This window comes from Thermaerobacter composti (genome assembly GCF_033582035.1).
GTDB classification, from domain to species: domain Bacteria; phylum Bacillota; class Sulfobacillia; order Thermaerobacterales; family Thermaerobacteraceae; genus Thermaerobacter; species Thermaerobacter composti.
The window spans coordinates 2,583,768-2,599,719 of the sequence record NZ_CP132508.1 but is presented as its reverse complement, the minus strand read 5'-3'; the positions used below and the strand labels follow the sequence as shown (position 1 = coordinate 2,599,719).

Genomic DNA, 15,952 nt, shown 5'->3' with positions numbered 1-15,952 from the left:
CACCCTCGCAGGCACCTCCCCCATCTTCCTCGCGATCCGGTTCCGGCACCGTCCCCTGGGGCGCCGACGCGACGTCGGCGCCGGCACAAGCCACAGGAACCAGGGTGGCATGCTATGGCCGACCGCACCGCGGCGCGGCCGGCCCCGGGGCGGCTCGTCCCCCGGCGTCAACCGCAGCGGGGCGTGGCCCGCCCAGGGCCGGTTCGTCGCCGGACACCGATCGCACCGGGGCCGGGCCCGCCCAGGGCCCATGTGGTCAGGGACGGGTCGACCACCAGCACCACGTCGCCGCCGCGGCCGCCGTCGCCGCCGTCGGGCCCCCCAGGCGCCCCAGACCCAGGCGGCACCGGCACCGTGGGGGTCCTCGCCTCGGCCCGGTCGCCCAGCCCGGCCTCCCGGGGGAGTCCGTGGTGGTCTCCGGGCTGCGCCCGGACGGCGAGGGTCGGTGCGGGGACCCGGCCCGCCACATCGTTCCGAGGGCGGCGCCCGGGCGCGGCCACCCGGCGCCCGGACCGTCGGGGGACGGCTCCCGCTGCTGCGGCCGCCTGGGGGTGCCTCGGACGTCCCGCGACGACCGGTGCGCGCGAACGGTCCAGGGGTGGCGCGGACGCGCGGCGGCGGGCGATACGCGGCGGGTCCAGGGTGCGCGCGGGCGTCCCGCGGGGACGGCAGCGCAGACGGTCCGAGGTCGGCACGGGTGCCATGGCGGAGGTGGAGCGCGGGTTGTTCAGCGGTACGACGGCATTGCTGATCGGACTGGCGGTCCTGGTCCTGATGGGGGTGGTCCATCAGGTCCTGGACCGCATGCGGCTCAGTAAGGGCACGGCCCTTGCCCTGCTCGGCGCGATGATCGCGGGTACCTTCTTGCCGGAGGTGGCGCTGGGCCCCGGGGTCCGGATCGACCCCGGCGGTGCCCTCGTGCCGGCGGCGGTGGCGCTCTATCTGCTGCTGACCACCGACCACGCCTTCGAGCGCCGCCGGGCCCTGGTCGCCTCCCTCTGGACCGCCGCGGCGGTGTACGCCACCGACTGGTTCCTCCCCAGCGACCCGGGCGGGGGGCGCTGGTGGCTGATGGATCCCCTCTGGAGCCCGGTGGTGGTGGCCGCGCTCTTCGGCTACCTGGCGGGCCGGTCTCGCCGTGCGGCCTTCGTCGCCGCCACCCTGGGCGTGTTGCTGGTCGATCTCATTGGAGCGGTCACCAACAGCCTGCGCGGCATCCCCGGCGCCTGGGTCAACCTGGGGGGAGGCGGCGTCTTCGACGCGGTGGTCCTGGCCAGCGTAGGCGCCGTGGCCTTGGCCGAAGGCGTCGGCGAGATCCGCGAGTGGCTCGCGCGCCGGGCACCATGGCGGCGGGGCAAGGCGCGGCCGGCACCGCCGCCCTCGGTGGCGGAGCAAGGGGTGGCCCCCTCGCCCGCCGCCTCGTGGCTGCTGGCTGCCCTCGCCCTGGTCGTGGTGGCGGTCACGGCCTGGCTGGGCCCGCGGTTTCAGCAACCCACGGGCGACGAGCTGGTCGACGCGCCCATGGAGCTCCGCGAGGTCGGCACGGAGCGCCTGCTCCTGGTCTCGTCCCGCGTCATGCAGGTGGGCGACATCTGGATCGACGCCGCCGACCGCTGGTACCGCATCGTGCGGGTCGAGGGCGCCATCGCCTACGCCCGGGCGCTGCTGGCCCCGGCCGACGGAACCCTCGCCGGACGAACCGGCGCCCCCAGCCCGAGGGGGCCGGGGGCGCCCGAGACGGGCCCTGCGCGCGCGACGGGCCCGGGGACCCCGGCCCCAGGTCCGGACGGCCCGGCGGCGGGGACGGATGCCGGCGTAGGCGGCGCGCCCACCGGGCCCGACGCCTTCGTCGCGCTGCGGGTTCGGTGGACGCCGCCCTCCCTCTTCTCCGCCTGGCGGGCGGCCCCGGCCGGCCTCATCCCGGATCCCTGGGGAACGCCGACGGGGGGCGTCGGTGCGGCGGCGAACCACGGCGCCCTCGACCCGCTCGCGGGACGGGGGCCGGGACCCCGGCCCGGTCCCGCGGCCCTGGCCAACGCCCTGCCCCTGGGGGCGCTGTTCCAGAAGGTGGTCGACCCGTCGCCGGTTCGTCCGCAGCCCAGGGGCGAGGGGTTCATCGGGATCTACCACACCCACAACGACGAGTCGTACATCCCGACGGACGGGGCGGCCAGCGTCAACGGGCGCGGCGGGATCCACCGGGTCGGGGACGTCCTCGGCCGGGAGCTGGCGCAGCACGGCTTTCGGGTGGTGAAGTCGGAGGCCCTCCACCTGCCCCACGACCGCGGCGCCTACCGGCGGTCGCGGCGCACCGCCCTGAAGATGCTGCCCAAGAATCCGCTGGTCCTGCTGGACGTCCATCGGGACGCGACGCCGCCCGAGTTCTACCGGGAGGTGGTCAAGGGGGAGCCGGTGACCCAGATCCGCCTGGTGGTGGGGCGCGAGAACCCCTTCCACCGGACGAACCTGGCCTTCGCCCGGCGCCTGAAGGCGGAGGCGGACCGCAGCTTCCCCGGCCTGGTCAAGGGCATCTACTACGGGCGGGGGAACTACAACCAGGACCTGGGGCCGCGGACGCTGCTGATCGAGGTGGGGGCCCACACCAACAGTCGGATCCGGGCGGAGCGGGGCGCGGCCATGTTCGCCACCGTGCTCGACCGGACCCTGGCGCGGGCCCGTTGAGGCCAGAGGAGGACCCGTGGCCGGCGGAGGCCGCTCGGGGCCCGTGCGGGCCGGCGAGGATCGCCGAGGCCATGGGCATCGCCGACCCCCGTCGACGCGCGAACCTGGCGAGGGCCACCGCCTGGGCCGGGTCGCCGGGCGACGCCGCGGGCGTCGCGTGGCGATGGCCGCGGGGACACGGGCCGACGGCGGCGGCGGGGAGAGGGGGCGATGGCGGCCGGGATCGTGCGACGGCCGCAGGCGAGCGACTTCAGGTAATCTCTTCAGGTAATCTCTTAGGTAAGGCAGTCGGATCGTGGGCCAGGGTAGGCGGATCGTGGGCAGGGGCGGCAGGCCATCGCGCGAGTTCCCCTGCGGGGGACGGTCGGAACGGGCGTTGGGAGGGCGCGCCATGAGCGGCCAACAGGAGCCCATGGAGCTCGGCCTCGCCCTTGGGGGCGGCGGCCTGCGCGGGTTGGCCCACGTCGGGGTGCTGCGGGCGCTGCAGGATGCCGGGTACGCGCCGGACGTGGTCACCGGGACCTCGAGCGGCGCCATCCTGGCGGCCCTCTGGGCGTGTGGCTGGACGCCGGCCCAGATGGAAGAGGTCTCGCGCCGCCTCCGTTCCGTCGAACTCTACGACTCCAACCTCACCTGGGGCTCGGTGCTGGCGGTCATCGCCCAGGTCCTGCGGCTGCGCTGGCGTCCGCGGCGGCCCGTGCCCCAGGGCGTGATCCAGGGGCAGAAGCTCGAGCGCTTGTTCGGGCTCTGGACGCGCGGCGCACGGCTCGAGCAGCTCCAGCGGCCGGTGGGGATCATGGCCGCCGACGTCCGGTCCGGTCGGGCGGTGGTGTTCTGCCCCCCGGCCTACCGCGAGCGGGTGCAGCGGGCGATGCCCGCTGCCATCGTCGTGGACAAGGGCAGTCTGGCCGCGGCGGTGCGCGCCAGCATCGCGATCCCCGGGATCTTCGAGCCCAAGCGGATGGGGCCCTACATCCTCGTCGACGGCGCGGTGAAGGACAAGGTGCCGGCGGAGGCGGCGCGGGCCCTGGGCGCCCGGGTCGTCGTGGCGGTCGACGTCTCCGCCCGCCGGCGCCGCGAGCCGGCCGGCTTGCTGGACTACCTGGGCCAGGCCTTCGACCTGATGGCCCGTGATCTGGCCGCGTTCAAGCTGGAGCGCTTCGCGGACCTGGTGCTGCAGCCGGATCTCCCGGATGTCGAACTCACCGATCTGCATCGCGTCCCCGAGTGCATCGAGGCGGGCGCCCGGGCGCTGCGCGAAGTCCTCGCCGATCTGGAGCGCCTGCTCCACCCCGCGGCACCGGAGGCGGCGTCGGGGCAGGCGGTGACGTGAAGGATCCGCTGCGATCCGCTGCGAGTGGGATGCACGGCACCCCGGTGCGAGCGGTCCCCTGCGATGATCCCGATGATGCAGGCTGCGGAGGAGGTGCAGCCATGGCCACCGCGACGCGCAAGCCGTGGACGGCCGAGGAGCTCGAGCGGCTGCCGGACGGGTGGCGCTACGAGATCGACGAGGGGGAGCTGGTCATCATGACCCCCGCGGGCTGGCGCCACAACCGCGTGGTCACCCGGATCGCTCGGCTCCTTGGGAATTTCGTCGAGGAACGGCGGCTCGGCGGGGAGGTGATCACCAACGAGCTGGGCATCCTCCTGCGCAAGGAGCCCGTGCACACCCTGCGCGCGCCCGACGTGGCCTACTTCACCGCGGAGCAGGTGGCGCGCATCGGGGACGAGAGGGGGTTCCCCGCTGTGGTGCCCGCGCTCGTCGTCGAGGTCCACGATGCCTCGGAGCCGGAGATCGGCCGTAAGGTCGCCCAGTACCTGGCGGCGGGGGTGCGGGCGGTGTGGGTCGTCGATCTCGAGGCCAGGACCCTTACGCGTCATGGGCAGGAAGGGGAACCCCGGACCTGGTCGGGTGCCGACGCGGTCATCGAAGAGCCGGTCCTGCCGGGGTTCTCCTGTCGACTGTCGGAGCTGCTCGGCTGACCGAGGACCATCTCGCCGACCGACGCTCTCTCGCCTTCTCGCCCTCCTCGCCGGGCCCCCACGGCGCGGCTGCCATGCGCCGCTGCAAGGCCGGGAGGGTGGCTGACCGGCGCCGCTGGCCGGCCCCGCCGCCCCCGACCGAGGCCTGCCTTGCCCCTCCTGCCCTTCTACCCCAAGCTCCCACCGCATAGCCTAGCCTGGGCCGGTCCCGACGCGGGGGCGTGGCGGAGGCGGGTCCATGGACGCACGATCCCGACCCCGCGGGCACACCGCGCGGGCCGTGGCCGTCGCCGTGGGCGGCCTGCCCCGCACGCGTCGTCTCGGAATGCCATTGGGGGGTCGCGGATGGCGCGCCGCCTGGGGCGGTTCTTGCTGGGGTGCCTCGTGCTCGCCTGCGCCCTCCTCTGGGTGGGGGGGCACCAGGCCGGCGGGGGGATGGCCGGCGGTGGCCCCGTCTGCGGCGAGCGGGAGGGCGCTCGGACCTCGTACTGGCGGTTCCTCCGCTGGTGGGCCGCCGTGGCGGGACTGGCCTTCCAGGGAGGGCGGTCGGCCGTGGCGGCGGCCGACGACGTTCTCGTGGTCATCGACATCGACGCGCGCAAGCTCACCGTCTACCGCAACGGCCGGCCCGTCAAGACCTACCCCGTCGCCGCGGGCCGGCCCGGCGAGCCTTCGCCGGTGGGGGAGTGGCGGGTGACGGACATCGCCCACTGGCCGGGCGGCCCCTTCGGCGCCCGCTGGTTCGGACTCAGCACACCCTGGGGTTCCTACGGCATCCACGGGACGAACAACCCCGGCTCCATCGGCACCTACGCCAGCCTCGGGTGCATCCGCATGTTCAACGAAGACGTCATGACCCTGGACGACCTGGTCAAGGTGGGCACGCCCGTCAAGATCACCGGTACCACCGAGGTCTACTACAAGCTGCCCGTCTACCGGCGCGGGGCGGTGGGCCAGGACGTGGTCCTGCTCCAGCTGGCCCTGCGCGCCGCCGGGTTCGATCCCGGGGTGGCCGACGGCGTCTACGGAGGGGCCACGGAACAGGCGGTGACGGGCGCGGAGTGGTGGTTCGGGCTGGATCCCGACGGGGTCGCGGACGCGGCGCTGCAGCGGCTGGTGGGGTTCCGACCGTAGGCGACCGGCGGCCGGTGGGGATCCGACCGTCGGCCACCGGCGACGGGAGGCGAAGCCATGGCATCCGGGAGGAACCAGGCTCCGGGCTCGCCGTCGGGGCCCCGCGGCGGGCGCCCGCGGGGCCAGCGGATCGCGCTAGTGGTGGGCGTGGCGGCCCTGCTGGTCGTGGCGGCCGGCGCGTTCGGCCTCTGGCTCCAGCGCCGGGGGGATCCCTGGGCACGGTACCGACCGGTGCCGCTCGATCCCGAAAAGACCTACGAGGTCGTGCTGTGGGAGACGGAGCTGCCCGTCGCCGTCCTCCCGGACCCCTTGCGGCTGCCGGAGGGCCCGAGCCCCGAGCCCCCCTACGGTCCCCAGGGCAAGGCATCCGGCCAGGGGGAGGGCGACCTGGGGCCGCGGGGCGCGCCGCAGGGCCCGGGCTCGGCCTCCGGGCCGGGTTCCCCGGACGCACCCGACGCCGGGGGCCCGCGGGATGCGCCGCCCGTCGGCCCGTCGGCCCCAGGGGGGAGGACGCCCGCCAGCCAGGGCGCCGTCCAGGGGCCGGGGCGCCGCGGTCCGAACGCCCTGACCCGCCGCGGCCAGCCCCCGCCGGTTCCTCCGCTTGAGGGGCCGGGGCCCTTCACCCACCGGGAGTACCTGGACCAGGCCCTGCGGGCCTTTGCCCGCCAGTTCCCGAACGTTCGCGTGCGGGTGGAGTGGATCCCCGCCCGGGAGGCGGCCGCCCGGCTACAGCGGGCGCTGGCCGATGGCAAGCCGCCCGACGTCTTCGGCGGGTGGGGCAGCGCGCTGCTGGTCCGGCACCCGCTGCAGGTGCCCCTCAACCCCTACCTGGGCCGCGCGGAGCGGCGCTGGTACAACCCCACCGCCCTCGCCCTCTATCAGGCGGACCGGCGCCTTTGGGTCTGGCCGCGCTGGGTGGCGCCCCACACGTGGTGGGTGCGGGTCGGCCGGGTGCGAGAGGCGGGCCTTGACCCCAACGCCCTGGCCCTGACGGGGTGGACCTATGCGGACGTCGACCGCCTGGCCGGCCTTCCTGGGGACGAACCCGGCCCTGGCGGCGCGGAATCCCAGGGCGCGCCGTCCGGGACCCCGCAATCGCCGGGGGCGCGACCCGGTGCTGGGCAGGCGGACGCGCCGGCCGGGCAGGGCCCGGGCCTGACCCTGTGGGTGGGGCGGGCGGATCTTCCCCTCGAGCAGCTGCTGCGGGTGCGCGGCGTGGCCTCGCCCCTGGCTCCCTCGGGCGCCGTTCTCTGGGCGGGCCCGGAAGGGCGGGCGGCGCTGGCGTGGCTGGAGCGCCTGCGGGAGCACCGGCTGCTCGAGCCGGTGATGGAGGCGGCAGCCGCCGAGTGGCTGGCCGGAGACGACCCGGCGGTGATGGCAGGGGGGTTCACCCCCGCCCTGGGCCGGTGGCTGCTGGAGCGGGAGACCGGGCTGGTGCCGCGCCGGTTGGAGGAACCCCCGCCTCCTCGCCCGGGTACGCTGCCCGTGCCGCCCCTGACCCGAGGCGGCCGCGCCGGCGGCGGTGGGGAAGGGGGCTCCGCAGCCGACGCGGCGGACGGCGATGCCGCCGTGCCCGAGCGCTGGCCCCTGCCGCCGCCACCGCAGGTCGAACCCTCCGGGCGCGTGACCGGCGGCCTTCCCTCCGCCGGCGACCCGCGGCGCGGGGAGCCGCTGGTCCCGCCGGATGCCGAGGGGTTGGTGCTGCTGCCGCCTCCGGTGCCCGAGGGCGCGCCGCGGCCGGCGCTGCTGGAGGTCGGGGGGCTGATGGTCTTCCGGCAGAACCGGTACCGGGGGGATGACCACACCCAGGCTGCGGTGGAACTGGCCCGGTTCCTCAGCCGGTGGCGGACCGACGTGTTGACCCGGCGGCTGCTGGCGGTGCCCGCCGACGTCACCTCGCTGGCGGCCTGGCGGGCCGAGAGCCCCCTGCCAGCGATGTACCGGCGGCAGTTGGAGCACCTGGTGCTGGGCATCTGGAACCGGGACGCCCGCGGCCGCTGGCAGCGCCTGGCCGTCGCCTATCCCGTGGCGCCGGGGGCGCCCGGCCCCGAGCACGAGGACGTGGGCCGGCAGGTGCGCCCGCCCCTGGCGGACTTCTGGGCCGGCGAGGCGGGGGCCGACGGCGTGATCCAGCGGTGGGGCGGGTCGCCGGCGCCTGAAGGCGGTTCGCCCGCGCCGGGGGATCGCTCCCAGGCTCACCCGTAGCCGCAGCGGGTCCCCTCGGGCCGCCGATGCGCGGGGTTTGCAGCCGCTGGCGCCGCCGGGAGCCCTACATCGCCGGGTACGATCCCGGCGACCTTCCCGATGGTGCCCGCGTCGCACCCTGCCGGGGAGCGGTGCCGATCCCATGGCCGCGGCAGGGCTCCCCGGGAGGACGCGGGGAAGGCGAGACCGCACCCGGCTGAGGCGCCGGCTCCCGCTTGGCGGCGGCGCCCGGCCTTGCCTTACAATGGGGCCGTGGCCGCGGCACGTCGCTTCAAGCCTTCGGCCGCGGGTGAGACGGTGGACCCTCAGCCCGGCACGTCGCCCGGAGCCCAGCCCGACCCCGCCGCCCTGGAGCAGCAACTCCTCATCGCCCGTGCCAACCTGCGCGGGTACCTGATGCTGTTTCTCCGGTACGCCGAGGAACGGGGGGAGGGGCCGGACGATCTGGCGCGGTACCTGGGCGATCGGGTGGCGAAGACGTGGGAGCCCCTGCGCCACTGCTCGGGATGGGAGTTCGCCCAGGCCCTGGCCCAGATGGTCACGGCGGGGGGCGACCGGGTGGTGACGGTTCGGGACGAGGGGGGCATCGCCCGCCTGGAGCTGGAGCCGCCGCCCACCGACGACGACCTGCTGGCCAGCTTCGGCATCGACCGCGACCGGTGGCACGCCTTCTACTACGGCCAGTTCGAGCGCATCGCCGCCCGCCTCGGCCTGCGCTGCGTCCACCAGCGGGAGGGCAACCTCCACCGCTTCTACTTCGCCCGCATCGCCCGCCGCACAGGCGGGCACCGGCCCATCCCGGTCTAGCACCGCCCGTCGATGGCCTCCGCCGCCAGGGTCCGCCTGTCGATCGCCCCCACGGCCAGCGGGCGGACGCCGGTGCTGAGAGTTTGCGTCCGGGGGTAGGGGTCCCCCTCCGGGTGGGGCGAGCCGCGGGCCGGTGCGGACGCGTTCCGCCCGTTGACCGACCCGAGGGGCCGACCTATCATGAAAACGATTCGATGATTGTGGAATCGTTGACAGGTTACGCAGGTGCGCGGGGCGCCGCGGCCTGCGGTCTGGAGGGTTCCCCGGTGAGCGTCCAACCCGACGCGGCGCGGCGGGACGTGTGCCTTCGCTTCGACCCCCACGCGGAGCAGGTCGCCCGTCTGCGGGACCGGCTGCTGGAGGTGGCCGGCCTGTCCGAGCTGTTCGGGGTGCTGGCCGACGAGACGCGGACCAAGATCCTCTACGTGCTGGCGGAGGCGGAACTCTGCGTGTGCGACCTGGCGACCCTGCTGGATCTGTCCCTGCCCGCCGTCTCGCACCACCTGCGCCTGCTGAGGGCCATGCGGCTGGTCAAGTACCGGCGGGAGGGCAAGAACGTCTACTATTCGCTGGCCGATGACCACGTGCTGCGGCTGATCCAGGTCGCCCAGGAGCACTACGCGGAAGACCGCTGACCGCCGGACGGCTAGCCGGCGCCCAGGCGGCATGGGCGGCGTGGTCGCACGCCGGGGGTCCCCGCGCCCGGATCGGACCGAATCGGACGGCGCGGACTGCCGCTAGGGGGACGTATGCGGTTGGCCGCTGCGGGGACGTCAGCGGAAGGGGCGTCGATGGACTTGCCCAATCGGACGCTGCTATCCTACCCGCTCGTCGGTGTGGACTGTGCCCGCTGCGCCCAGCGCATCGAGGATGCCCTGCGCCGCGAGCCGGGCTTCGAAGATGCCACCGTCAACGTCGCTGCGGGCACGGTGCTGCTGCCGCCCGACGGGCTCGAGCGGGCGCGGGAGATCGTCGCCCGGGTGGAGCCGGGCGCCCGGCTGCTGGACGGTCCTGCCGCGCCGGGCCGGGAGCGCGGTGGCGCGGCGACGGAGGCCGGTTCGTCCACCCGGTTGGGGGATCGCCCGGCCGGCGGGGGCGGTCCGTGCTTCGCGATGCGGGACGAACCGGCCCAAGGGGCCGCGGCGGCCGCGCCGGCCGCCCGGGCGACCCTGCAGGCGAGGGCGCGCCGGGGTGCGGGGAGCGTCGGCGACGACGACCCGGAGCCACGCCGGGCGATGCGGCGGCGCCTGGCGGCCCTCGGGCTCGCCACGGTGCTCTTCGCCGCCGCGGCGCTCGTCCATCGGCGGTTCGCCGGGACTCCGTTGGGGTTGTTGGCGGACGCCGTCCTGCTCGCGGTCTACCTCGGCGTCGGCCGCGGCGTCCTGACCGCCGCCCTGCGCAACCTCCGCCGCGGCGAGGTCTTCGACGAGAACTTCCTCATGACCGTGGCCACCCTGGGGGCCATCGCCCTGCGCGAACTGCCGGAGGCGGTGGCCGTGATGCTCTTCTACACCGTGGGCGAGTTCTTCCAGGACCTGGCCGTGCAGCGCTCCCGCCGGTCCATCCGCGCCATTCTGGATTTGCGTCCCGAGTTCGCCCGCGTCCGCCGGGGTGGGGCGCTGCAGAGGGTGGACCCCGCCACCGTGGCGGTGGGCGAGGTGATCGAGGTGCGGCCGGGGGAGCGGGTCCCCCTGGACGGCCGGGTGACGGCCGGTTCGTCCTTCGTGGACACGTCGGCCCTGACGGGCGAGGCGGTGCCCCGGCGGGTCGAACCCGGCGACGAGGTCCTGGCCGGCATGGTGAACGTCCGTGGCGTCCTGACCGTGCGCGTGAGCCGGCCCTTCGGCGCGTCCCAGGTGGTGCGGGTCCTGGAGCTGGTGGAGCGGGCGGCGGCGCGCAAGGCGCCCACCGAGCGCTTCATCACCACCTTCGCGCGGTACTACACCCCCGCGGTGGTGGCGGCGGCCGTGGCCCTGGCCGTGGTGCCGCCGCTCGTGGTGCCCGGGATGGGGTGGGGCGAGGCGGTGCGGCGGGCGCTGGTCCTGCTGGTGATCGCTTGTCCCTGCGCCCTGGTCTTGTCGGTGCCCCTGGGCTACTTCGCAGGTTTGGGGGCGGCCTCGCGGCAGGGCGTGCTGGTGAAGGGCGCCCACTACCTCGATGCGCTGGCGCGGCTGGATGCGGTGGTCTGGGACAAGACGGGCACCTTGACCCGGGGCGAATTCGAGGTGGTGGCCGTCCGCGCCTGCGACGGGATGACACCCGAGCGGGTGGTGGAACTCGCGGCCCACGCCGAGGCGGCGTCGGGGCATCCCATCGCCGCCGCCATCGCCCGTGCCTACGGCCGGCCGGTGGATCCCGGTCGCGTCGCGGAGCTGGAGGAACTGGCCGGGCGGGGCGTGCGCGCCCGGGTGGATGGTCAGCGGGTGTGGGTCGGCAGCGCCCGGTTCCTCCGGGAAGAGGGGGTCGACCTGGCAGGCGGTGGGCGGCTCGGGCTGCGGTTCCCTGCCCCCGCGGGCGCTGCCGCGGAGAGCGGGTGCCCAGCGGGAGGCGGTTCCGCCGAGGGGCGCGATGGTGGCGTGACCGGGGTGGCAGGAGAGGCGAGCGGGTTCGGCGGTGCCAGGGCCTCCGGTGATGCTCCCCCCGGTGGCGCTTGCGCCATCGCCGGTGCTGTCGGAAGCCGCGGTGACGGCGGGCCGGGGAGAGTCGAGCCGGGGACGGCGGCCCTGGCCCCCGGAGCGTCGGAGGCGCGGTCGGAGAAGGGGGGCGGCCGCCGCCGCGTCGGTACGGGGACGGACGGTGCGGCGGACGGTCCGGGCGGCACCGAGGTCCTGGTCGCCGTCGACGGCCGGCTGGTGGGGCGGATCGTCATCGCCGATCGGCTGAAGCCCGGCTCGGTGGAGGCCATCCGGGCCCTGCGACGCCTCGGCATCCGGCGGCAGGTCATGCTGACGGGCGACCGGCCCGAGGTGGCCCGGGCGGTGGCGAACGCCTTGAGCCTCGACAAGGTACGGGCCGGGCTGCTGCCCGATGAGAAGGTGGCTGCCCTGGAACAGCTGGAGCGGCTGGGCCGGCACGAGCCGAGGGCGGATGGGCGATGGTCGCGGCGGGGCCGGCGCGCGCCCGGGTTGGACGGGTGGCTGTCGCGGCGGGGCCGGCCGGCCGTGGCCTTCGTGGGCGACGGGATCAACGACGCCCCGGTCCTGGCACGGGCCGCGGTGGGGGTCGCCATGGGCGGGCTCGGCTCCGACGCCGCCATCGAGGCGGCCGACGTGGTGATCATGGATGACGACCCCGGGCGCCTGGCCGCGGCGGTCACCGTCGCCCGCGCCACCCGCCGGGTGGTGCTGCAGAACGTCGCCCTGGCGCTGGGCGTCAAGGCGGCGTTCGCCGTCCTGGGTGCCGTGGGCGGGGCCACCCTGTGGGAGGCGGTCTTCGCCGACGTCGGCGTCGCCCTGCTGGCAGTGCTGAACGCGGTTCGGGTGCTGCGGGCGGGGACGGTGAAGGGCGGACCGCGGGGTAGCCGTCGTGCCTTCGGTGGCACGGGCGGCCGTTGGGAAATCAAATCGCCATTTCGATTTCTAAGCAAAATAGGCAAAGTGTAATATGCCTATCCTGGCCTGGGCGGTTTCCAGGTTGCGTTGGATGTCGCCGGGCGACCCGCAGAGGGCACCGTGGGGGTGTCCCGTCCGTGGTCGACGACGCCGAGCGGTTGCGCGTCCTGTGCTGCTGCAGAACGCTGCGTAATCCACCACGCCGCAGCGACCCTTGGTCACCGGGACACCCAGACTCGCTGCCACCCCGCACGACGGCCTCGCGGACCGCGAGCGGGTGCGGGCGCTGCGTCAGCTGGCCGGCCTTTTCGTCTTGACAGCCCCAATCGCTCGTGCTAGCATCGGCCGCGAGCAAAAAACGCCCCTTTAAACTGGTCCCGTGAGGCCGGTAAGGAGCCATACGGGTGGCGCGGCCCAGGCCGCCCGGCCAGGTGCCGGGCGGCGGTGCCGGGGCAACCGGTGGCGCCGGCACAGCCGGCGGGCCGGGGCAGGACCGGCGGGGTTCGTGAGGCGCCGCGCCGTGCTGTCACCAGCGACTTCTTGCCGGCGGGCAAGAAGTTTTTTTGTGCCTGCGGGACGGGGCGATCGGGAGGCGAGATCGTGCCAGCCGGGACGACGCCCCAGTCCATCGGGCCCGCCGCACGGTTGCCGCAGCGACCCGGCCCGGCGCCGGTGGTGAAGACGGCCGGCGTCGCCGCGCCCGGGGACGGGGGGACTCTCGAACGACCCCTCCATGGGCCGGGGCGATCCATCCACCCCGATCCATCCGCCCTGGTCCGCTCCGGGTCCGCGGGGCGTTCCCGTTCCCTCACCGGCATCGCCGCCCTGTCGATCGCCGACCTGGAAGACCTCCTGAGCCGCGCCCGGCGGATGCTGGCCGCCCTGGAGCGCGGCGGCGGACGACCGCTCACCCCCGCTCCCCTGGCCGGCCGCCGCATCGTCACCCTCTTCTACGAGAACAGCACCCGCACCGCCCAATCCTTCCACGTGGCCGCCCATCTGCTGGGCGCGGCCCCCTTCGACCTGCCCGTGGCGCGCAGCAGCGTGCAGAAGGGCGAGGGGCTGCGCGACACCTTGCGCACCTGCGAGGCCCTCGGGTTCGACGCGGTGATCCTACGTCACCCCGTGACGGGGGCCGCGGCGTACGCGGCGACGGTGCTCGGCGTCCCGGTGATCAACGCCGGCGACGGCACCGGCGAGCACCCGACCCAGGCCCTCCTGGACGCCCTGGCCATCCTCCGCCACAAGGGGCGACTGGCAGGGCTCAAGGTCGCCATCGTCGGCGACGTGCGCCACAGTCGGGTGGCGCGGTCCAACGCCCTGTTGCTGGCGCGGCTGGGTGCCGAGGTCTGGCTCTGCGGTCCTCCCGGCCTCGTGCCCGCGGCCCCGCCCTGCCCGGGCGTGACCGTCACGACCTGCCTCGACGAGGCCCTGGACGCGGCCGACGTGGTGATGGCCTTGCGGATCCAGCGGGAGCGCCTGGCGGGGGTGCTGCCCGACCTGGGGGAATACCGCCGCGGCTGGGGCATCGGCCCCCGGCAACTGGAACGGGCCCGGCCCGATGCCATCCTGATGCACCCCGGCCCGGTGAACCGCGGCATCGAGCTCGACCCCGCGGTGATGGACGACCCGCGTTGCGTCGTCGAAGACCAGGTGCGCTGCGGCGTGGCGGCGCGCATGGCCGTGCTGGAGTGGGCCCTGAGGCCGGTTTGTCCGGAAGGAGCGAAGGACGAGCCCGCGGGTGGTGAGGACGGACTCGCCGGGGACGAGGACGAACCGTCCGGTTCCGGAGCAGCCGAACGCCTTGGGGCGGACGAACGCGCCGCGGAAGCCCCGTGGGCGGCGGCAGGTCAGCGTGCGGAGTCGCACCGCGCGGAGGCGGGCGGCGTCGCTGTGGCCCCGCCGGAATGCGCGGCCGGGACCCGGAGGCCGGTCGTGGCCAACGGCCGGGGGCGGGCCGGGGCGGAGGTGGGCCGCCGATGACGCGCCTGTGGATCCGCGGCGGCCGGGTGATCGACCCCAGCCAGGGCCTGGACGGTCCCGGCGACGTGGTGATCGAGGCGGGACGCATCGTCTACGCCGGCGCGCCCTTGCCGAACGCGGAGGCGGCCGCCCGGGTGACGGTCCCCGGCGGATCGGCTCCTCTGAACCCATCCGACGAACCGGCCCCTGTCGCCCCCGCCGCCGGCGGGATCAGCACCCGCCGCGCACCGGGAGCCGACGGGGACGGGCGGCCGGCCCGGGCTGCCGCCCTCGCACCCGCCGGGTCGACCGGCGCATCCCCTTCGGTCCACGTCCTCGACGCCCGCGGGCTCTGGGTGGTGCCCGGGCTCATCGACCCCCACGTCCACCTGCGCACGCCCGGTGAGACCCACAAGGAGACGCTGGCGACGGGCGGCGCCGCGGCGGCGGCGGGGGGCTTCACGGCGGTGGCCTGCATGCCCAACACCCGCCCGCCGCTGGACGACGCCATCCGCGTGGAATGGCTCGCCATGAAGGCCGCGGCCGAGGCGCCGGTGCGCGTCCACGTCGTGGCCGCCGCCACCCGCGGCCTGGCCGGGGACGAGCCCGCCCCCTACGGCGCCCTGAAGGCGGCGGGGGCGGTGGCCGTCACCGACGACGGCCGGCCCATCGCGCGGGCCGGCGTCATGGCGCGGGTGCTGGAGGGGGCGGCGGCGGCGGGGCTGCCCGTCCTGGTCCATGCCGAGGAACCGGAGCTCAGCGCTGGCGGCGCCATGCATGCCGGGGCGGTGGCGGCGGCCGCGGGGATGCCCGGCATCCCGGACACCGCCGAGACGGTGATGGTGGCCCGGGACCTGCTGCTGGCCGAGCGGGCGGGGGCGCGCTTGCACGTGCTCCACGCCAGCGCCGCTGCCACCTTGGATCTGGTGCGCTGGGGCAAGGCGCGGGGCATCCCGGTGACCGTGGAGGTCACGCCCCACCACCTGCTGCTCTGCGACGAGGACGTGGCGGCGGCCGGGTTCCACCCCCACTGGAAGATGAACCCGCCGCTGCGCTCGCGGCGGGACCGGGAGGCCCTGCTGGAGGCGGTGGCGGACGGGACCGTGGACGCCATCGCCACCGACCACGCCCCCCATCATGCCCTGGACAAGGACGCGCCCTTCCCGGAGGCCGCCTTCGGGGTGGTGGGCCTGGAGACGGCCCTCGGCCTGCTACTTACCCACCTGGTCCCCGACCCCTTGCCGCCCGCGCGGCTCGTCCAGCTCATGTCCACCGGGCCCGCCCGCGTGTTGGGGGTCCCCGGCGGCACCCTGCGACCCGGCGCGGCGGCCGACGTGACGCTGATCGACCCCGGGCACCGGTGGGTGGTCGAACCGGAGCGCTTCGCGAGCCTCGGCCGCAATACGCCCTTCGCCGGGTGGAACCTGCGGGGCCGGGCGGTGTGCACGCTCGTGGGCGGCCGGGCGGTGTTCCGGCTGCCGGGCTGTCCGGTGCCCGAGCCCGTCGCGGTGGGGCTGGAGACGCCAGGGACGCCAGCGACGCCGGCGTCGCCGGCGGGGCGGCCGGCAGGCCAGGCGGGCGCGGCCGGGCAGGCCGACCCGTGACGGGCTGGCGGAGGTTTGTAT

Annotated in this window: 10 protein-coding genes; all 10 read left to right on the top strand. The window is 75.7% G+C overall.

From position 1 onward, the window contains the following. The first annotated feature begins 723 nt into the window (after positions 1–723). The 10 genes from spoIIP (at position 724) to Q5761_RS10465 (ending at position 15,931) form a co-directional block, all read left to right on the top strand. Positions 724–2,682 (top strand): stage II sporulation protein P, encoded by a 1,959-nt coding sequence (gene spoIIP, locus Q5761_RS10510; protein WP_318750570.1) that lies wholly within the window; start codon positions 724–726, stop codon positions 2,680–2,682. A gap of 391 nt (positions 2,683–3,073) precedes the next feature. Continuing rightward, positions 3,074–4,015, top strand: a complete 942-nt coding sequence (locus tag Q5761_RS10505; RefSeq protein WP_318750569.1) for a patatin-like phospholipase family protein — start codon at positions 3,074–3,076, stop codon at positions 4,013–4,015. A 101-nt stretch (positions 4,016–4,116) separates the two neighbouring features. Continuing rightward, positions 4,117–4,668 (top strand): Uma2 family endonuclease, encoded by a 552-nt coding sequence (locus Q5761_RS10500; protein WP_167758825.1) that lies wholly within the window; start codon positions 4,117–4,119, stop codon positions 4,666–4,668. 345 nt (positions 4,669–5,013) lie between these two features. Beyond that, positions 5,014–5,802 (top strand): L,D-transpeptidase family protein, encoded by a 789-nt coding sequence (locus Q5761_RS10495; RefSeq protein ID WP_318750568.1) that lies wholly within the window; start codon positions 5,014–5,016, stop codon positions 5,800–5,802. Between the two features lie 57 nt (positions 5,803–5,859). Beyond that, complete coding sequence (locus Q5761_RS10490) at positions 5,860–8,007, top strand: ABC transporter substrate-binding protein (RefSeq protein WP_318750567.1); 2,148 nt, start codon at positions 5,860–5,862, stop codon at positions 8,005–8,007. Positions 8,008–8,259: 252 nt separating this feature from the next. After that, entirely contained in the window at positions 8,260–8,814 is a 555-nt protein-coding gene (locus tag Q5761_RS10485) for a hypothetical protein (RefSeq protein ID WP_318750566.1), read from the top strand. Between the two features lie 266 nt (positions 8,815–9,080). After that, positions 9,081–9,449: a metalloregulator ArsR/SmtB family transcription factor gene (locus Q5761_RS10480; protein WP_318750565.1), complete on the top strand. Its 369-nt coding sequence runs from the start codon at positions 9,081–9,083 to the stop codon at positions 9,447–9,449. Between the two features lie 156 nt (positions 9,450–9,605). Then, positions 9,606–12,416: a heavy metal translocating P-type ATPase gene (locus tag Q5761_RS10475; protein WP_318750564.1), complete on the top strand. Its 2,811-nt coding sequence runs from the start codon at positions 9,606–9,608 to the stop codon at positions 12,414–12,416. A 549-nt stretch (positions 12,417–12,965) separates the two neighbouring features. Further along, the gene (locus Q5761_RS10470) at positions 12,966–14,348 is read left to right on the top strand and encodes an aspartate carbamoyltransferase catalytic subunit (protein ID WP_318750563.1); all 1,383 of its coding nucleotides are present in this window, start codon (positions 12,966–12,968) and stop codon (positions 14,346–14,348) included. After that, positions 14,345–15,931 (top strand): dihydroorotase, encoded by a 1,587-nt coding sequence (locus Q5761_RS10465; protein WP_318750562.1) that lies wholly within the window; start codon positions 14,345–14,347, stop codon positions 15,929–15,931. The genes Q5761_RS10470 and Q5761_RS10465 overlap by 4 nt, the downstream gene beginning before the upstream one ends. The last annotated feature ends 21 nt before the right edge of the window (positions 15,932–15,952 follow it).